The sequence below is a fragment of the Aestuariivirga sp. genome (assembly GCF_047602625.1).
Lineage (GTDB): Bacteria > Pseudomonadota > Alphaproteobacteria > Rhizobiales > Aestuariivirgaceae > Aestuariivirga.
Genome location: NZ_JASGGV010000002.1, coordinates 2,810,562 through 2,827,880 on the forward strand (window position 1 = coordinate 2,810,562; position 17,319 = coordinate 2,827,880).

Consider the following 17,319-nt stretch of genomic DNA (forward strand, 5'->3'; position numbering starts at 1 on the left):
GAAGCGGCGCTTGCTGCGGCAGAAGGAGACTTGCCCATGCGCGCCATTCTCGATCTCGACCGTTATCCGCTGGATCGCCCCGGCAGCCCGGACTGGCAAGCGCTGGTGGCCCGCTGCCGCGCCGATCTGAAGCGCGACGGCATGTTCAATCTGGAAGGCCTTGTGAAGCCCGAGGCCATCGCCAAGGCCATCGCTGAAATCATGCCGGTGATGGACACGCTTTCCTTCACCCACAAGCGGCGGCACAACATCTATTTCCGCAAGGAGATTCCGGGGCTTGCCCCGGATCATCCCGCCCTTCACCTGTGCGATACCGTGAACCACACGGTATGCGCCGACCAGATCATGCAGGCGGTGCCGCTGTGGATCTACGAGTGGCCGCCCTTCATCACCTTACTCGCCGCGGCGATGGAGAAGGATGCACTGTTCCCGATGCGCGATGCGCTGGCGCGCGTGAATGTGATGGCCTATCGCGAGGGCGAAACGCTGAACTGGCATTTTGATCGCAGCGAATTCACCACCACATTGCTCTTGCAGGCGCCAGAAGGCGGCGGCGAATTCATCTACCGCAGCGATCTCCGCAGCGACGATGATCCGAATTACGATGGCGTGGCGAAGCTGCTGCGCGGCGAAGACGCTGAAGTGAAATCGCTGATCCTTTCCGCCGGAACGCTGAATGTCTTTCGTGGCAAGAACACCGCCCACAAGGTGGGCACGGTGAAAGGTAACCGCGCGCGGCTGATCGCCGTGTTCTCCTATTTCGACCGCCCCGGCGTGACCTTCAGCAGGGAAGAGCAGATGGGCTTCTACGGCCGCGCGGCTTAAGGCGCTTTCGCCACATCGCCCGTCACCCCGCCGGTGAGGCGTTCAAGATCGGCGAAGCTCAGTTCAAACACCGCATTGGGCGTGCCCGCCGCCGCCCAGATTGTGGTGAAAGCCTTGAGATCCTGATCGAGAAAGACCTTTGGCGGTGTCAGATGGCCGACCGGCGCAACGCCGCCGGGGATGAAGCCCGAGACGCGCTGCACGAATTCGGCGTCAGCGGATTTCACCTTCTCGCCGAGCAGAGCGGAAATCTTCTTCTCATCCACCCGGTTGCTGCCCGAGGCGATCACCAGCACCGGCTCCTGTCCCTTCACCGTCTTGAACACGATCGACTTGGCGATCTCGGCCACCGAGCAGCCAATCGCCGCCGCAGCATCCGCCGAGCTTTTGGTGCTGTCCTCGAATTCAACCACGCTGAACTGCAGCCCAAGCAGAGATTGAATCCGCAGCGCATCGGGATGGGAGGCGGGTTTCACCCCCGCATCCTCTTGCCTTCGGGATCGAACAGCGGTTCGGTGATGATGCGGGCCTTGCGGCGGTCGCCGATGATTTCGATCTCGAACGCGCCCTCCGCCGTGTCGCCCGCCAGTTCCTTCGGAACATAGCCCTGCGCCAGCGACTGGCCGACGTAATGCGCAAAGCCGCCGGAGGTGACCCAGCCCACCACCTTGCCCTTGTGCCAGATCGGCTCATCGCCCAGCACATCGGCGTCGGCGGCGTCGACCACCATCGATACGCGGCGGAGCGTGCCCCCGCTCAGCTTTTCTTCCATTGCCGTCTCGCGGCCGATGAAATCATTTTTGGCCATGTCGATGAAGCGGTCGAGCCCCGCTTCAAATCCGCCATAGATGGGGCGGAGCTCGCGGTACCAGGTGGGGAAATTCTTTTCGAGCCGCATCGACAGCAGCGCGCGCATGCCGAAGTTGACGATGCCATGTGGCGCACCGGCGCGCATGATTTCCGCATAGAGGCGGCGCTGGTAGTCGGGCGCCACCCAGATTTCATAACCGAGATCGCCCGTGTAGGTGACGCGGTTGATGAGGGCGGGCGTGTTGGCAATGTCCATGGCGCGGTGGTCCATGAACTTGAAGGCCGCGTTGGAGACATCCTCGTCGGTCAGCGCCTGCAGCACATCACGCGATTTAGGGCCGGCGATGGAGAGACCAACGAGTCCCATGTCATAGCGGTGAATCTTCACCGATCCATCGGTGGGCAGATGCTGTTCGAACCAGCGCATGTGATATTTCTGCGCCTGGCTTGAGCCCCACATGTAGAAGCAATCATCCTTGGCCTTGGCGATGGTGAAATCGCCGATGAGCTTGCCTGCGGGGTTCAGCATCGGCGTAAGGATGATGCGCCCGGTCTTCGGCATCCTGTTGGTCATCAGCCGCGACAGGAAGGCTTCGGCGCCTGGGCCGGTGAAGCGGTATTTGGCGAAATTGGCGATCTCCGTCACGCCCACGCCGTTCCGCGTGCCCATCACCTCGGCCTTCACATGCGGGAAATCATTGGAGCGGCGGAAGGAGACGATGTCCTTGGCTTCAACGCCCTTGGGCGCAAACCACAGCGGCGTCTCAAGGCCCCAGCTGTCGCCCATCACCGCGCCCTGCGCCAGCATGGTGTCGTAAAGCGCCGTCGTCTGCTGCGGGCGCGCGGCGGGCAGTTCTTCATTGGGGAAACGGATGGAGAAGCGGCGCGAATAATTCTCGCGCACCTTCTCGTTGGTGTAGCTGCGCGTGGCCCATTCGCCGAAGCGCGCCACGTCCATGGCCCACACGTCGAAGCCCGGATCGCCATTCACCATCCATTGTGAGAGGGCAAGGCCAACGCCGCCGCCCTGGCTGAAGCCCGCCATCACGCCGCAGGCGCACCAGAAATTTTTAAGGCCCTGCACCGGGCCGACGACCGGGTTGCCATCCGGGGTGAAGGTGAAAGGCCCATTGATGACGCGCTTGATGCCCGCCGTGGCAAGCGCCGGGAAATGCTTGTAGCCAAGCTCGAGATTGGGCGCGATGCGGTCAAGATCGGGCTGCAGCAGCTCGCGGCCAAAGCCCCACGGCGTCTGCTTCGGGCTCCACGGCACGCAGGCGCGCTCATAGGTGCCGAGCACCATGCCGGTGCGCTCCTGGCGCATGTAGATTTCCGATTTGAAGTCGATGATGTGCGGCAGCTCATGGCCGCGCTCCTTGTTGTAGGAGACGACCTCCGGCATCTCGTCGGTGACGAGATACATATGCTCCATGGCGAGGACGGGAAGTTCGAGGCCCACCATGCGGCCCACCTCGCGCGCCCACAGGCCGCCGCAGTTCACCACATGCTCGGCGTGAATGTTGCCCTTGGCGGTGATCACGTCCCATGTGCCGTCGGCGCGGGGTTTTAGCTCTTCGACCTTGGTGTCCTGATAGATTTCAGCGCCGGCGATGCGCGCCGACTTGGCATAGGCATGGGTGGTGCCTTCCGGGTCGAGGTTGCCGTCCGCCGCGTCGATCATCGCGCCCACGAAAAACTTCTCTTCGAGAAGCGGATGCATCTTCTTGGCCTCCGCCATGGAGATGATCTCGGTCTCGAGGCCAAGATAGCGGGCGCGGGCATGCGCCATCTTCAGCCATTCCATGCGCTCCGGCGTATCGGCGAGGATCAGCCCGCCCGAGCGGTGAAGCCCGCAGGCCTGGCCGGAAATCTTCTCCAGCTCATTATAGAGCGCGATCGTATAGCCCTGCAGCTTCGCCACATTGGGATCGCCGTTCAGCGTGTGGAAGCCGCCCGCCGCATGCCAGGTGGAACCGGAGGTGAGAATGTCGCGCTCCACCAGCACCACGTCTTTCCACCCCGCCTTGGTGAGATGATAAAGCACCGAACAGCCGACGACACCGCCGCCGATCACCACAACACGCGCCTGGGTTTTCATCTGATTTTCCTGATGGAATGGGGATTTCTCACCCTCAATAGACGATTGCGGCTGCCGCTCGCAACGTGCCTCTGTGGTGAAAAGATTTCATCAAAAGAAATGGCCCCGCCGGTGAGGGCAGGGCCATTCTCAAACACGGAAAGGATCGCTTAGATCGCTTCCTTGACTTCCTTGGCGGCGCGGAACGCCAGCTTCTTGGACGCCTTGATCTTGATCTGCTCGCCGGTGGCCGGGTTGCGGCCGAGGCGGGCGGGGCGCTTCTTCACCTGGAAAATGCCGAGGCCGGTGACGCGTACCTTGTGGCCCTTCTTCAGATTCTTCACGGTGAGATCGACGAAAGCGCCGAGAAGCTCGTTCACGGACTTCTTGGACATCTCGTGCTTTTCCGCCAACTCGCCGGCCAGCTTGGACAGCGGGATCGTCAGAATCTTCTCGTCAGCCATTTCTCTCTCCTTTGTCGAATTGGCGGGCTGAGCGTTAGCTCAACGAGTGATTCGTGAAAACCCTTATTTCATGGGCTTTTTAAAGTGCAGCGCCGCAAAAACGCCCGAAATTGCAGGGGGAAAGCCGCGTCACTAATTTGAAAAATGAAATAAGCAAGCCATTCCAAGGGGATGACTCATAGTTTGGAAGGCTTCTGATCTGCCGTTCCGGCCTCGGCAATATCGAGATGGTTTTTTAGCGGAATGGGCGGGAGCCAGTGTTTTTCCGCCAGCCGCTCGAGATTTTCCCGCCGCATCTGCTCCTGCTCCGCGCCCGACATGTTCTGCGCGTGAACGCGGATGGCCACCACAGGCTCAGAAAGATGCACGAAAGACGCATCGCTCCGCACCACGCGGAGATACCAGTCCCAATCCCAATAATAGGGAAGCGTGGCATCGAACGCGCCGAGAATTTCATGCAGCATGCGGCGGTAGCAGACGGCGGAAATGAGGATCGTGTTGTCGCGTGCCAGCGTCTCCGCATTGGCATCATAAGCGAAGGGCAGGGCGGGACGGCCATCATCGAACACCAGCGTGCCATCGCCGAAGCAGAACTCGGCGCCTTCCGCAAAGCGCACTGCAGCCTTTGCCAGCCAGCTCCTGTCCGTCCACCAGTCGTCATCATCGAGAAAGGCAATCACATCGCCTTGCGCGCGCTCGACACCGAGGATGCGCGCCGGCACGGGGCCGCGTTCTGTGTTGTCGAGAATTTTCACGGAAGACAGGCCATGAAGTGTTGAGGCCGCGCCCTTGCCATCATCCACCACCAGCACTTCAAGCGGCGGATGCGATTGCGCAAGCGCGCTTTCCACGGCGCCGCGCAGGAACTGCGGCCGGTTGCGCGTCGGGATGATCACCGAAAAACTGAGCATGGCTCAGTCTTTTAGCCACTCCGGATGCGGATAGGGAACCGGTTCCTTCGGCGTCAGGAACCACCGCGCGAAAATCTCGTGATAGCCCTTCATCAGGTATCCGTTGTTGCGGGCAATCAGTGCTGTGCGTTCGGCGCGGTAATAGGCGGGGAGCTGATACCAGGGCAGCGCGGGCCGCACATGATGCGCGACATGCAGATTGTTGTTGAGGAAGAGCAGCGACCAGAAGGTCGACGCCTCGACGATGATGGTGCGGTGTTCGGGACGTTCCGCTGCCTGGTGCTCGCAGAAGGAGCGCACCAGCGCCAGCCCGATGCCGGGATAGGCGATGAGCAGCAGATATTGCCACAGCGGCATGCCCGCCACGCCCGAGATCAAAAAGATGGTGAGTGCTGAAGCCGCGGCATGATAGGCCCAGGCGCGCGCGGTTGGCGCATCGCCCCGCGCGATTGCCGCGAACTCCGATGACCAGAAGCGGATGATGCTGATGGCCGGTCCCATGATCATGCGGCCCGCCAGCGTATTGTTGAGGCGGTAAAGCCGCTGCTTGAGGCCGGGCAGAGCGTTCCAGTCCTCCGGCAGAAGATAATAGGATTCGGGATCGCGCGCGGGATCGGTCAGATGCGCGTCATTGTGGTGGATCAAATGCGTTTCGCGGTAGCGCGGAAAGGGCAGCCAGAAGGTGGGGGTCACGAAAATCAGCGCTTCGTTGAGAACTCGGCTGCGGGTGGGATGGCCGTGCAGCACCTCATGCTGCAAAGAGGTGTGAAGCGCCGCGCAGCAGGCGCCGATGGGCAGGATGATCCACCACGGCAGCATGGCGTGGTGCCAGACGATCAGCGCCAATACCGCGTAGTCGGCAGCGATGAGCGCAAGGGTGGGCCATTCGATAGCGGAGCGGCGCATCATGTGGGAAATCATACTCCGTCATCTGCCGCAAATCTGTTGATACTGATCCACAAACGTCTACAATGGTGACGATTGTAAACACATGCCCAAGCGTGAGATCGTTTCCATTTTCCGGGAGCGCCTGACCGGCCTGATCGCCGGAACGGGCGAAAGCCGCGCGCGCTTCGCCGCCCGCGCCGGGCTGGACCGCTCCACCCTGTCGCAGCTTCTGTCCGAAGAGAATGTCCGCCTGCCGCGCGCTGAAACCATCGCGCGCATCGCAGGCGTGAACGGGGCGTCGGTGGACTGGCTTCTGGGCTTGTCGGACGCCAGGGGCTCCGCCGCCGGCATCACGGCGCAGCCTACGGTGGCGGAAGGGGCGGATGATCCCTCAAGCGCGCAACTGGCGCTCTGGCATGCCGAAGCGAAAAGCGCGAAGATCCGTTATGTGCCTTCGGGTCTACCTGACCAACTCAAGACCGAGGCCGTCATCACCTATGAGAATGCCCGCTATTCCATGGCCGAGGCTGCGGCACTTGCGGAATGGGCGCGGGGCCGCATCGCTCACATGCGCAAGGCCGAAAGCGAAATCGAAGTCTGCACGTCCCGCCAGGCGTTGGAAGGTTTTGCGCGCGGGGAGGGCATGTGGGGAAAACTGTCGTTGCGTGACCGGCGGCGGCAGCTTGAGCACATGGCCGATGTGGCGGAAGAGCTTTACCCCGCCTACCGCTGGTTTTTGTTTGACGGGCGCGAGCGCTTCTCTGCTCCTTACACCGTGTTCGGTCAGACGCGCGCGGCGCTGTATCTGGGAGCCGAGTTTCTGGTCTTCACGTCGCCCGACCACGTGCGCTTGCTCACCCGCCATTTCGATGATCTCATCCGCAATGCCCGCGTGCAGCCCAATGAGGTGCCTACATTGATCCGCAGGCTGATGAAGGACACGCCATGATTGCCTCGCTGCCCATGTATGATTTTCCGCAAGTGCGGGACGCGACGGATCAATGGTGGACAGGCATCGCACGCCATGCCGGGCTGTCGATCGCGCTGACGCGCGAAGGCGATTACGCCGCTCCGTGGCGCGATCCCGCGCTGGTCTTCAGCCAGACCTGCGGCTATCCCTTCACGCATGAATTCCGGGGCAGGCTGAAGCTCGTCGCCACCCCGCATTATGATTGCGACGGCTGCGACGGGCCAAACTATTGCAGCTTCATCTTCGCGCGGGAGAAGAAGCCGCTGGACGCCTTTCGCGGCAGTCGCTCGGCCTTGAACGGTCATGACTTAATGTCCGGCATGTTGGCGCTGAAACTCGTCTTCGCGCCGCTGGCGGAGAAGGGCCGTTTCTTCGCCTCGGCGCTGGAGACGGGCGGCCACCGGAAATCCCTCGTGGCGGTGCGCGATGGCGCGGCCGATGTGTGCGCGATCGATGCCGTCTGTGTAGCGATGGTGAAGCGTTACGAACCAGAGCTTCTGGAGGGATTACAGGAAATTAGCCGCTCGCCACATGTTCCGGGGCTTCCCTATGTGACCGTGGCAGGCGATGTGACAGTGCTGCGAAATGCCCTTTCGGCCGCGCTCGCGGACCCTGAACTGGCCGAGGCGCGGCAGCGGCTTTTCATCAGCGGAGCCAGCATTCTCAAACCGGAAGATTATGACCGCATCCTGCGCCTCGAAGAGGAGATGGAAAAGCGCGGCGGCCTCATTCTCTCCTAGGACGCGGACGGCACTGTCTCATCCTCGCCGGGGCGGCAGGCGACGAATTCATCGCGCGTTTCGCAATGGAGCGAAAGCGCGTGGAGCTTGGGATATTTGGTGGCCGGAAACAGCTCGGGCATACGGAGCTTCAAATGACTCAACATGCAGCCGATGGTCACGTCGGCCTGGCTCATGCGGCTGTCGATGAACCATGGGCTTCCGCATTCCCGTTCGAGATGCGCAAGGCCATGGGCGATCTGCGAGAGCTGCCGCTTCTCCAGCGTGTGGCTCACGGCGTCCTTCTTGTGAAACAGACGCTCGAAAAACAGCGCCACGATCTTTTCCGAAATGCCGGTGGAGACCGCCATGGCCTGCAGGATCTTCCGCCGTTCGGCTCCGTGCGGCGGGATCAGCGCCCGGGCGGGGCCAGCCTGCTCATCGAGATGGTCGAGGATCGCGCCCGAGTCGATCAGCGTTTCGCCGCTTTCGAGAACCAGCGCCGGCACGCGCAGCAGCGGATTGAGCGCCTGCACCTTTTCCGCATCGCCGAAGATCGACAGCGGATTGCGCGTGAAGGGCATGTGGTAATGCGCAAGCGTCACCGCCACGCGGCGCACGAAAGGCGAGTCATATTGGCCGATGAGGATCATGGCCTCATCATGGACCGGTCATTGCAGCCGCTCAAGTGACAGCTCGCGCCCGATCAGTGGCAGGAGCTGCGCAAGTTCGGGGCCGTGATCGAGGCCGGTGAGGGCGAGGCGGAGCGGCATGAACAGCGCCTTGCCCTTGCGGCCCGACTGCGCTTTGAGCGCATCCGTCCATGTCTTCCATGTCGTCGCGCCCCATGGCTCTTGCGGCAGCAAGGCCGCCGAGGACTGCACGAACGCGCGATCTTCTTCCGCCACCACGGGTTTGATTCTGTTTGTGATGATATCGAACCAAGCCTTTGAATCGGATAGTATTTCGATATTCCCGCGAATGGCCAGCCAGAACGCTTCCGAGCCATAGCCCAGACGCTCCTTCACCGCCTCCCACGGCAGCATGTGCAGAAGCTTGGCATTGAGATGGCGGAGTTCCGCCTCGTCGAACCGTGCGGGCGCGCGCGACAGCTTTCCGAGATCGAAGCCCTCCACCAGCTCGCGATAATCCGCACACGGATGAATATTGTCGGATGTGCCGAGCAGCGCCGCGTGGCTCACCACCGCCATCGCTTCCAGCCCCGCCTCGCGCAGCGACTGGATGGAGAGGGAGCCCAGGCGCTTCGACAATCCCTTGCCGTCCGCGCCCGTCAGCAGGCTGTGATGGGCGTAAGCGGGAATGCCGCCGCCCAGTGCTTCGGTGATCTCGATCTGCACCGCCGTGTTCACCACATGGTCCTCGCCGCGGATCACGTGGGTGATGGCATGATCGATGTCATCCACCACCGATGTGAAGGTGTAGAGATAGGTGCCGTCTTCGCGCACCAGCACCGGATCAGATAGCGTCGCGGTGTCGATGTGCTGTACGCCGCGGATGAGATCATTCCATTCCACGCGCTTGCCATCGAGCTTGAAGCGCCAGTGCGGCCTGCGGCCTTCCGCTTCAAGTTTCGCGCGCTCCTCCGCCGAAAGTTTCAGTGCCGCGCGGTCGTAGATGGGGGAAGCCCGCGCGCCATCTGCCGTTTGCGGCGGCGATCCAGTTCGTCCGGCGTTTCGTAGCAGGCATAGAGTCGGCCCGAGGAACGCAGATGATCGGCCTGCGCGTCATAGCGGGCGAAGCGTTTGGACTGCCACTCCACTCGGTCCGGCGTGATGCCCAGCCACGCCACATCCTCGGCGATGCCGCGCGCAAATTCTTCCGTCGAGCGCACCGTGTCCGTGTCGTCATAGCGCAGCAGGAATTGCCCGCCGGTCTTCTTGGCGAACAGCCAGTTCAGGATGGCGGTGCGGGCATTGCCGATATGGATGCGCCCGGTGGGCGATGGCGCGAAGCGGACGTGGGTCATGGCGCTGTGCGGTAGCCCCAAGGCGTGCGCGCGTCAACGCTAGGCATAGATTTTGGCATGGAGATAGAGCGCCAACTCACGCAGATGTTGGCCCCAATGGGTCTGGTAAAGAAACCTGAAATGCCAGAGAGCATCTTCGATTCCGATGTGCTCTGCGCGCCAGAGCACTTCTTCCAAATTGGTGGAAATGTCTGCAAGATCATCGATTGCATCGCCGGTCATCGGCGTTGCAAGGCTGAGATCGGATGGGTCGGCAATTGCGTATAATCCAAAGTCAGGAAATCTTCTTTTAAGCGCGAAGTAACGCTCGTCATAAGGCTGATGCGGCAGCTCCGCCGCCGTTTCGGCGACATCTCCTGCCGGAGAAGCATGGAGGGCCGCCATCAGCCGGTCCAGTGCCTCGGCCAGTTGCTCGGTGGAAGGCGGTTCGCCATCCAGCAGCAGGTGAAGGGTATCCCTGATCAACGATATGGTTTGTGTTTCACCCATGTCTACAACGCTCACATAAGCGGGAGAGATGTTCAATATCGGCATTTGACTCTTTGGTGCCCGTTGCCTGAAACGGCTTTATTGGCTGGAGAGACATGATGAAGCAGAGAGTTTTGGGGGCGGATGGGCCGCCGGTGGGCGAAGTGGGATTTGGCGCCATGAGCTTCGGCGGCTTTTTCGGTCCCACCGACATGGAAACCAGCCACAAGACGCTGGACCGCTGCCTCGATCTGGGCGTCACCCATATCGACACGGCGCTGATCTATGGCCCCTACACCTCCGAGGAATTCATCGGCGCCTATCTCAGGAAGAATCCGGCGGCGAGGCAGCGATTTTCCATCGCCACCAAGGGCGGCATTCATCCCGATCCGCGCCGCTTCGACAATTCTCCCGCCTTCCTGCGCCAGTGCCTCGAGAGTTCGTTGAAGCGGCTGGGCGTCGATCATGTGGACCTCTATTATGTTCACCGCCGCGACCATGCCATTCCCATCGAAGAGGTGACGGAGACGCTGGCGGGCTTCGTGCGCGAGGGCAAGATCGGCGGCTTTGGCTATTCCGAAATCTCGCCCGCCTCGCTGGAGCGCGCGGCGGCGGTGCATCCCGTGCGCGCCGTGCAGAATGAATATTCGCTCTGGGCGCGGCAGCCGGAACTGGGCATGCTGCAGGCCTGCGAAAGATTGGGCACGGCCTTCGTCGCCTTCTCGCCGCTGGCGCGCGGCGTTCTGGGCGATGTCGATCTTGATCCGCGGCAGTTTCCGGACTCCGATTTCAGGAAGCGCCTGCCGCGATTTTCCGCCGAAAACTATCCCCGCAACATGGCGCGCATCCGGGCCTTCCGCGATTACGCGAAGGCGCGCGGCTGGACCACGGCATCCTTGGCGCTGGCGTGGGTGCTGGCGCGGGGACCGCACATCATTCCCATTCCCGGCACGCGCACCCCCAGCCATCTCGCCGATGATGCCGCCGCCGCGGCGATCACTCTCACCGAAGCCGACATGAAAGAGATCGACACCATCCTCCCGCCCGGCTTCGCCCACGGCCACCGCTATTCCGATCAGCAGGAGGCGGGGACGGAGAAGTATTGTTGATCTTTTTGAGCGGAATTATCACGATCTTATTTCCCTGGCCGGGCTAAACATGAAGGGCGGCCATCGAGAGATGAGGGAAATGCTTCGCGTTAAATCTTAAAGAGACCGCTTCATTCGTAGAACTTGCCAGCCGCGATGATTTCGGCACATCGCCGCCAGATATTGGCGGAAAGATTCTCATAACCGCTGTCAATGGTTTGGTATGCGCCAGCCTCCAGGAACGCATCAATCGAAAAATTGACCCAGCCGAGCGGCCCTTCCACCATCCAGTCCGGTTCTGGCTGAAGTTTTCGCTCCAGCGCATAGTCCTCGGAAAGCGCAAGCAGGAACGCAACGAATGTCTTCTGGTCCGTGACGCGCTCAAGAGCGGCATCCAGCTTTTTCTCCGCCGCCTTCTGTTGCCTGGAGAAGTCCTTTGTGTTCATCGCCCGTCCCGGAACGCATTGGTGATCGGATAGCGCCGGTCGCGGCCGAAGTTGCGGCGGGTGATCTTGACGCCGGGCGCTGCCTGCCGCCGCTTGTATTCGGCGATATAGAGCATGTGCTGGATGCGCTTCACCAGCGCCTCGTCATGGCCGCGCCTGACGATCTCGGCCACCGGCTGCTCGTTCTCCACAAGCCCGTTCAGGATATCGTCCAGCACGTCATAGGGCGGCAGCGAATCCTGGTCCTTCTGGTTCTCGCGCAGTTCCGCCGTCGGCGCCTTGGTGATGATGCGTTCGGGGATCACGAAGCCTTGCGTGTTGCGCCACGCGGCGAGGCGGTAGACTTCCGTTTTGTAGACATCCTTGATCGGATTATAGCCGCCGTTCATGTCGCCATAGAGCGTGGCATAGCCGACCGACATTTCAGACTTGTTGCCGGTGGTCAGCACCATCGAGCCGAACTTGTTGGAGATCGCCATGAGGATCACGCCGCGCGAGCGCGACTGGATATTCTCCTCCGTGATGCCGCGCTGCGTGTTCTCGAACATCGGCTCCAGCGCCGACAGAAATCCCTCGACCGGCTGCTTGATCGGCACCACGTCATAGCGGACACCGAGCAGCTTGGCGCATTCCTCGGCATCAACCAGGGAGTCGCGGCTGGTATAGGCATAGGGCAGCATCACGCAATGCACGCGCTCCGCCCCCAGCGCATCAACCGCCATGGCGGCGACGACGGCGGAATCGATGCCGCCCGAAAGCCCCAGCACCACGCCGGGAAAGCGGTTCTTCAGCACATAGTCGCGGAGGCCCAGCACGCAGGCTTTCCACGTCTCTTCCTCGTTTTCGGGAAGCTTTGCGGTTTCGCCCGGCAGCATATGCCAGCCGTTTTCGCCCCGCTGCCATTGGGTGACGGCGATCTCCTCCTCGAACATCGGCATCTGCAACGCCAGAGAACGGTCGGCATTCAGCACGAAGGAGGCGCCGTCGAACACCAGCTCGTCCTGCCCGCCCACCTGGTTCAGATAGGCAAGCGGCAGGCCCGTCTCCGTCACCCGCGCCACGATGAGGTTCAGCCGCACGTCATCCTTGTTGCGCTCGAAGGGCGAGCCATTGGGAACGAGGAGAATCTCCGCTCCCGTTTCGGCCAGCGTCTCGCACACCTCTTCCGTCCACACATCCTCGCAGATGGGAACGCCGAGCCGGACGCCCTTGAAAGAGATGGGGCCGGGGGCGGGGCCGGGCTGGAACACGCGTTTCTCGTCGAACACGCCGTAATTGGGGAGATCATATTTATAGCGGAGCGTTTCCACCTTGCCGTTGGCGAGCAGCGCCACGGCATTGTGAAGCAGCGGGCCGTCGCGCCACGGCGTGCCCATGAGGATGGCGGGGCCCGTCACCGTATCGCGCGCCAGCTCTTCCACCGCCGCCTTGCAGGCTTCGACGAAAGACGGCCTGAGCACCAGATCTTCCGGCGGATAGCCGCAGATGAACAGCTCGGGAAACAGGATCAGGTCGCAATCCTTCACCGCCGCGCGCGCCTCCCGCGCCTTGGCGAGATTGGCTGAAACGGCGCCCAGCGTGGGATTGAGCTGCGCCAGCGCGATGGAAAGTCTGTCGGTCATGGCGGCGTCATAGCGGAAGGCTTTCCTCCCAGCAATTGCGCGGGCGTTGACGCTCTGTTGAAAGCCGCGCAAGACTTGAGGAAACACATGATCCTCAAATCCCTTCTCACCCCCAAGGCGCCGGGGACAAAGGCCCTTCTGGCGCCAGACCGGCAGCCGCTCGGGTTTGGCGCCTTCGCCGCCCTGTGCGACCGCACATGCGATGCGTTGAACGCGCTGGGGCTGGGGCATGGCGATACGCTGGCGATTGTCCTCCCCAATGGGCCGGACATGGCGGCGGCTTTCGTCACCTGTGGTTCGGCGCTGACGGCGGCCCCCCTCAATCCCGCCTATCTCGAGGATGAGTTCCATTTCTATATGGAGGACCTGAAGGCGGCGGCACTTCTGGTGGAGGAGGGCAGCGCCTCGCCCGCCATCGCGGCGGCAAAGCGGCTGCGATTGCCGGTGCTGTGGTTGAAGCCTGAAGGCGAAGCGGGGTCATTCACGATCTCGGGCGATGCGGCGGGGCCGGCCAAAGACGATGGCCTTGCCGGCGCCGAAGATGTGGCGCTGGTGCTGCACACCTCCGGTACCACGTCGCGGCCTAAGATCGTTCCGTTGACACACGGCAATCTTCTCGCCTCCGCCAGTCATATCAAGCTCACGCTGGCGCTCTCGCCAGCCGACCGCTGCCTCAACATCATGCCGCTGTTTCACATTCACGGGCTGGTGGCGGCCATATTGGCGAGCCTTTCGGCGGGCGGGTCGGTGTTCTGTACGCCGGGCTTCAACGCGCTCAAATTCTTCGGCTGGATGGCTGAGGCGAAACCCACCTGGTACACGGCGGTGCCCACCATGCATCAGGCGATCCTCGCGCGCGCCGACCGCAACCGGGACGCGATTGCCGCCAATCCCCTGCGCTTCATCCGCTCAAGCTCCGCCTCGCTTCCGGCACCCGTGTTCCATGAACTTGAAAAGGCCTTCAGCTGCCCGGTGATCGAAGCCTATGCGATGACCGAGAATGCCCACCAGATGACCTCCAGCCAATTGCCGCCGGGCCTGCGCAAGCCCGGCCTCGTGGGTTGCGCGGCGGGGCCGGAGGTGGCCGTCATGTCGCCCGATGGACGATTGCTCGGCGTGGGCGAGGAGGGTGAGGTGGTGACGCGCGGGCCCAATGTCACCAAGGGCTATCTTGCCAATCCCAAAGCCAATGCAGAGGCCTTTGCGCATGGCTGGTTCCACACCGGCGATCAGGGCTTCATGGATGCGGATGGCTTTCTCAAGATCACCGGACGGCTGAAGGAGATCATCAACAGGGGTGGCGAGAAGGTGGCGCCCGTCGAGATCGACGAAGTGCTGCTGCAGCATCCAGCCGTGATGCAGGCCGTGGCCTTCGCCATGCCGCATGAGAAGCTGGGCGAGGACGTGGCAGCGGCCATCGTGCTGCGCGAGGGTCTCACCGCCGATGAGGCGGAGCTGCGCGGCTTTGCGGCCCAGCGCCTTGCCGCCTTCAAGGTGCCGCGGCGCATTCTCATCGTCGCTGAAATTCCGAAAGGCGCAACGGGAAAGCTGCAGCGCATCGGGCTCGCCGGAAAGCTGGGACTGACATGACGAAAATCTGTGTCTTCGGCGCGGGGGCGATCGGTGGGCTGGTGGGCGCCAAGCTGGCGCTGAAGGGCGAGAGCGATGTCTCGCTGGTGGCGCGGGGACCGCATCTCGCAGCCATCAGGGCCAATGGCCTCACGCTGAAACAGGCTGGCGAAACCCATGTGATGAACGTCCGGGCAACTGATGACGCGCGCGAACTGGGCCATCAAGATTTCATCATCCTCGCCATCAAGGCCCATGCTGTCAGCGGCGTCATCGACGCGATGCAGCCGCTGATCGGCCGGGACACCGCCATCCTCTTTGCCCAGAATGGCCTGCCGTGGTGGTATTTCTACAGGCACGGCGGCCCCTATGACGGCACAAGGCTGGAGAGCGTCGATCCCGGCGGCGTCATCTGGGAGCGACTGGGGCCGGAGCGGGCGCTGGGCACGGTCGTCTGGCAGGCGGCAGAGGTGGAAGCGCCCGGCGTCATCGCCCATCACTACGGCGACCGCATGCCGGTGGGGGAGCCTTCGGGCGAAAAGACGGAGCGCGTCACCAAGCTCAGCCAGTTGCTTAATGAGGCGGGTGTCAAATCGCAGGTGAAGCCCAGCCTCCGCAATGAAATCTGGCTGAAGCTGTGGGGCAATCTCTCCTTCAATCCGGTGAGCGTGCTGACCGAGGCGACGCTGATCGATCTGGCCGAAGACCCCGGCACCCGCCGCGTCATTCGCACCATGATGGAAGAGGCGGAAGCGATTGCCACCGGCCTGGGCGTCACCTTTCCCGTCGGAATCGATGAGCGCATCGGCATGGCGGCAAAGGTGGGCGCGCACCGCTCGTCCATGCTGCAGGATGCAGATGCCGGCCGCCCCACGGAACTCGATGCGCTGCTTGGGGTTGTGATCGAATTGGCGCAAAAAACCGGTCATGGTGCGGCGGGCTTGAAAATGGTCTACGATCTCGTCAAATACCGGACGAGGCCGGCCGTGGCCCGCAAGGCCGTCGAATGAGGAGGTGACGCAATGCGTCTCGACAATGAACAGCCCAGTGACAACATTGAAGACCGGCGCGGGCAGGGCGGTGGTGGCGGCTTCGGGTTTCCCGGCGGCGGGCGGGGCGGCGGCTTTAACATTCCCATTGGCGCGGGCGGCGGCGGCTTCAGCCTCAAGACCATCATCCTGCTGGTCATCATCTATCTGATTGCCAAGATGGTGTTCGGCGTTGATCTCATCCAGATGATCAATGGTGGCGGCGGCATGAGCGGCGGCGGCACCGATACAGGGATCACCCTTCCCGGCACCAACACTGATGTGACCGATTCCGGCACCACCGGCGGCGGCGTGTCCGGCAATGACGTGTCGAACGATGCGGGCAAGGATTTCGTGGCCCGCGTTCTGGGCTCGACCGACCGCATCTGGACGGCGGAATTCCAGCAGATGGGCAAGACCTATGAGAAGCCCACGCTGGTGCTGTTCTCGGGCTTCGTGCAATCGGCCTGCGGCATGGCGCAATCGGCCATGGGGCCGTTCTATTGCCCGGCCGACCACAAGGTCTATATCGACCTCTCCTTCTATCAGGACATGAAAACCAAACTCGGCGCGCCCGGCGACTTCGCGCAGGCCTATGTGGTGGCGCATGAGGTGGGCCATCACGTGCAGAACCTGCTTGGCATCGCCGACAAGGTGCAGCAGGCGCGCTCGCAGGCCAGTGAGGCGGAGGCCAATGCGCTTTCCGTGCGCATGGAACTGCAGGCCGACTGTTTCGCCGGCATCTGGGCGCAGGAAGCCGATGCGACGAAGCATATTCTTGAAGCGGGCGATATCGACGAGGCGATCAACGCCGCATCGCAGATCGGTGATGACCGCCTGCAGAAGCGCTCGCAGGGCTATGTGGTGCCGGAATCCTTCACGCACGGCACATCCGAGCAGCGTGTGCGCTGGTTCAAGACCGGCTTTGCCGCCAAGAGCCTGAACGACTGCAACACCTTTAGCAGCGATTTCCATTGAGGCATTCTAAAAGCCCCAAACAAAAACGGGCGCCGTAAGGCGCCCGTTTCGTTTGCCGAAGCAGAAGAACTCAAGCCGTCTTGTTCATGTTCTTGATCAGGCCGACGAGGATCATGACGATCGCGCCGCCCACGCCGCCGCCGGCGATCTGCTGCACCAGCGTGCCGATGTCGATGCCGGCTGCTGGGGCCGCGGCCGCCGCACCCGTGAGCATGGTGAGCAGCTTGCCGCCAAGGCCGCCGCCGATGATTCCGGCGATCGTGTTGCCAAGCGCGCCGAGGCTCTTGTCCTTCAGTGCAGCACCGGCAATGTTGCCGCCGACCGCGCCCGAGATGAGCTGAATGACGAGCGGAAGAAGTGTTTCCATAAATGTCCCCCCAATGGGATGTGTTGCCCCCGGCTTAAGCCGGATGTGCAAGAGGTAACAGAGTCGGTAATTCCTGCCACCACAGCCGCAAACCTCTGGCGG

At 62.3% G+C, this 17,319-nt stretch carries 17 protein-coding genes and 1 pseudogene; 7 read left to right on the forward strand and 11 right to left on the reverse strand.

From position 1 onward, the window contains the following. Window positions 1–36 precede the first annotated feature (36 nt). On the forward strand, window positions 37–825 hold the full coding sequence (locus QM694_RS18985) for a 2OG-Fe(II) oxygenase (protein WP_415008470.1): 789 nt from the start codon (window positions 37–39) through the stop codon (window positions 823–825). Here the strand turns inward: QM694_RS18985 and QM694_RS18990 are convergent. The 5 genes from QM694_RS18990 to QM694_RS19010 form a co-directional block, all read right to left on the reverse strand. Further along, window positions 822–1,301, reverse strand: coding sequence for a YbaK/EbsC family protein (locus tag QM694_RS18990; RefSeq protein ID WP_415008471.1), 480 nt, complete (start codon window positions 1,299–1,301; stop codon window positions 822–824). The genes QM694_RS18985 and QM694_RS18990 overlap by 4 nt on opposite strands. After that, a complete protein-coding gene (locus QM694_RS18995) occupies window positions 1,298–3,733 on the reverse strand; it encodes a GcvT family protein (protein ID WP_415008472.1) in 2,436 nt (811 codons plus the stop codon). Before QM694_RS18995 ends, QM694_RS18990 begins: the two co-directional genes overlap by 4 nt. Before the next feature lie 149 nt (window positions 3,734–3,882). Next, the gene (locus QM694_RS19000; RefSeq protein ID WP_415008473.1) at window positions 3,883–4,176 is read right to left on the reverse strand and encodes an HU family DNA-binding protein; all 294 of its coding nucleotides are present in this window, start codon (window positions 4,174–4,176) and stop codon (window positions 3,883–3,885) included. 176 nt (window positions 4,177–4,352) lie between these two features. Further along, window positions 4,353–5,087 carry a glycosyltransferase gene (locus QM694_RS19005; protein ID WP_415008474.1) on the reverse strand — a complete coding sequence of 245 codons (735 nt, stop codon included), beginning with the start codon at window positions 5,085–5,087 and terminating at the stop codon, window positions 4,353–4,355. A 3-nt stretch (window positions 5,088–5,090) separates the two neighbouring features. Beyond that, window positions 5,091–5,996 carry a fatty acid desaturase gene (locus tag QM694_RS19010; protein ID WP_415008475.1) on the reverse strand — a complete coding sequence of 302 codons (906 nt, stop codon included), beginning with the start codon at window positions 5,994–5,996 and terminating at the stop codon, window positions 5,091–5,093. Between the two features lie 82 nt (window positions 5,997–6,078). Here QM694_RS19010 and QM694_RS19015 point away from each other — a divergent pair, with 82 nt between their 5' ends. Beyond that, a complete protein-coding gene (locus QM694_RS19015) occupies window positions 6,079–6,924 on the forward strand; it encodes a helix-turn-helix domain-containing protein (protein WP_415008476.1) in 846 nt (281 codons plus the stop codon). Further along, the gene (locus tag QM694_RS19020; protein WP_415008477.1) at window positions 6,921–7,685 is read left to right on the forward strand and encodes a phosphate/phosphite/phosphonate ABC transporter substrate-binding protein; all 765 of its coding nucleotides are present in this window, start codon (window positions 6,921–6,923) and stop codon (window positions 7,683–7,685) included. Before QM694_RS19015 ends, QM694_RS19020 begins: the two co-directional genes overlap by 4 nt. Here the strand turns inward: QM694_RS19020 and QM694_RS19025 are convergent. The 3 genes and pseudogenes from QM694_RS19025 to QM694_RS19035 form a co-directional block, all read right to left on the reverse strand. Continuing rightward, on the reverse strand, window positions 7,682–8,317 hold the full coding sequence (locus QM694_RS19025) for a glutathione S-transferase family protein (protein WP_415008478.1): 636 nt from the start codon (window positions 8,315–8,317) through the stop codon (window positions 7,682–7,684). The two genes, QM694_RS19020 and QM694_RS19025, sit on opposite strands and share 4 nt — an antisense overlap. Before the next feature lie 18 nt (window positions 8,318–8,335). Continuing rightward, a pseudogene (gene gltX, locus QM694_RS19030) lies at window positions 8,336–9,651 on the reverse strand (glutamate--tRNA ligase). Window positions 9,652–9,690: 39 nt separating this feature from the next. Further along, window positions 9,691–10,185: a DUF5063 domain-containing protein gene (locus QM694_RS19035; RefSeq protein WP_415008479.1), complete on the reverse strand. Its 495-nt coding sequence runs from the start codon at window positions 10,183–10,185 to the stop codon at window positions 9,691–9,693. Window positions 10,186–10,235: 50 nt separating this feature from the next. On the opposite strand from QM694_RS19035, the gene QM694_RS19040 reads away from it, so the two are divergent. Then, window positions 10,236–11,228, forward strand: coding sequence for an aldo/keto reductase (locus QM694_RS19040; RefSeq protein WP_415008480.1), 993 nt, complete (start codon window positions 10,236–10,238; stop codon window positions 11,226–11,228). 110 nt (window positions 11,229–11,338) lie between these two features. Here the strand turns inward: QM694_RS19040 and QM694_RS19045 are convergent, their stop codons facing one another. After that, window positions 11,339–11,653: a hypothetical protein gene (locus QM694_RS19045; protein WP_415008481.1), complete on the reverse strand. Its 315-nt coding sequence runs from the start codon at window positions 11,651–11,653 to the stop codon at window positions 11,339–11,341. Then, a complete protein-coding gene (locus QM694_RS19050) occupies window positions 11,650–13,275 on the reverse strand; it encodes an NAD+ synthase (protein ID WP_415008482.1) in 1,626 nt (541 codons plus the stop codon). Before QM694_RS19050 ends, QM694_RS19045 begins: the two co-directional genes overlap by 4 nt. 87 nt (window positions 13,276–13,362) lie before the next feature. On the opposite strand from QM694_RS19050, the gene QM694_RS19055 reads away from it, so the two are divergent. From QM694_RS19055 to QM694_RS19065, 3 genes are read left to right on the forward strand one after another with little or no spacing between them, the layout of a single operon-like run. Then, complete coding sequence (locus QM694_RS19055; protein ID WP_415008483.1) at window positions 13,363–14,865, forward strand: acyl--CoA ligase; 1,503 nt, start codon at window positions 13,363–13,365, stop codon at window positions 14,863–14,865. Then, complete coding sequence (locus QM694_RS19060) at window positions 14,862–15,854, forward strand: 2-dehydropantoate 2-reductase (protein WP_415008484.1); 993 nt, start codon at window positions 14,862–14,864, stop codon at window positions 15,852–15,854. Before QM694_RS19055 ends, QM694_RS19060 begins: the two co-directional genes overlap by 4 nt. Window positions 15,855–15,866: 12 nt before the next feature. Continuing rightward, on the forward strand, window positions 15,867–16,850 hold the full coding sequence (locus QM694_RS19065; RefSeq protein WP_415008485.1) for a neutral zinc metallopeptidase: 984 nt from the start codon (window positions 15,867–15,869) through the stop codon (window positions 16,848–16,850). A gap of 70 nt (window positions 16,851–16,920) precedes the next feature. Here the strand turns inward: QM694_RS19065 and QM694_RS19070 are convergent, their stop codons facing one another. Next, window positions 16,921–17,217: a hypothetical protein gene (locus QM694_RS19070; RefSeq protein WP_415008486.1), complete on the reverse strand. Its 297-nt coding sequence runs from the start codon at window positions 17,215–17,217 to the stop codon at window positions 16,921–16,923. Window positions 17,218–17,319 lie beyond the last annotated feature (102 nt).

Bases quoted from the DNA above. Each gene is read 5' to 3' on its own strand.
- QM694_RS18985 (WP_415008470.1), top strand. From the start codon at position 37: ATGCGCGCCATTCTCGATCTCGACCGTTATCCGCTGGATCGCCCCGGC.
- QM694_RS18995 (WP_415008472.1), bottom strand. From the start codon at position 3,733: ATGAAAACCCAGGCGCGTGTTGTGGTGATCGGCGGCGGTGTCGTCGGC.
- QM694_RS19000 (WP_415008473.1), bottom strand. From the start codon at position 4,176: ATGGCTGACGAGAAGATTCTGACGATCCCGCTGTCCAAGCTGGCCGGC.
- QM694_RS19005 (WP_415008474.1), bottom strand. From the start codon at position 5,087: ATGCTCAGTTTTTCGGTGATCATCCCGACGCGCAACCGGCCGCAGTTC.
- QM694_RS19010 (WP_415008475.1), bottom strand. From the start codon at position 5,996: ATGATGCGCCGCTCCGCTATCGAATGGCCCACCCTTGCGCTCATCGCT.
- QM694_RS19015 (WP_415008476.1), top strand. From the start codon at position 6,079: ATGCCCAAGCGTGAGATCGTTTCCATTTTCCGGGAGCGCCTGACCGGC.
- QM694_RS19020 (WP_415008477.1), top strand. From the start codon at position 6,921: ATGATTGCCTCGCTGCCCATGTATGATTTTCCGCAAGTGCGGGACGCG.
- QM694_RS19025 (WP_415008478.1), bottom strand. From the start codon at position 8,317: ATGATCCTCATCGGCCAATATGACTCGCCTTTCGTGCGCCGCGTGGCG.
- QM694_RS19035 (WP_415008479.1), bottom strand. From the start codon at position 10,185: ATGCCGATATTGAACATCTCTCCCGCTTATGTGAGCGTTGTAGACATG.
- QM694_RS19040 (WP_415008480.1), top strand. From the start codon at position 10,236: ATGATGAAGCAGAGAGTTTTGGGGGCGGATGGGCCGCCGGTGGGCGAA.
- QM694_RS19045 (WP_415008481.1), bottom strand. From the start codon at position 11,653: ATGAACACAAAGGACTTCTCCAGGCAACAGAAGGCGGCGGAGAAAAAG.
- QM694_RS19050 (WP_415008482.1), bottom strand. From the start codon at position 13,275: ATGACCGACAGACTTTCCATCGCGCTGGCGCAGCTCAATCCCACGCTG.
- QM694_RS19055 (WP_415008483.1), top strand. From the start codon at position 13,363: ATGATCCTCAAATCCCTTCTCACCCCCAAGGCGCCGGGGACAAAGGCC.
- QM694_RS19060 (WP_415008484.1), top strand. From the start codon at position 14,862: ATGACGAAAATCTGTGTCTTCGGCGCGGGGGCGATCGGTGGGCTGGTG.
- QM694_RS19065 (WP_415008485.1), top strand. From the start codon at position 15,867: ATGCGTCTCGACAATGAACAGCCCAGTGACAACATTGAAGACCGGCGC.
- QM694_RS19070 (WP_415008486.1), bottom strand. From the start codon at position 17,217: ATGGAAACACTTCTTCCGCTCGTCATTCAGCTCATCTCGGGCGCGGTC.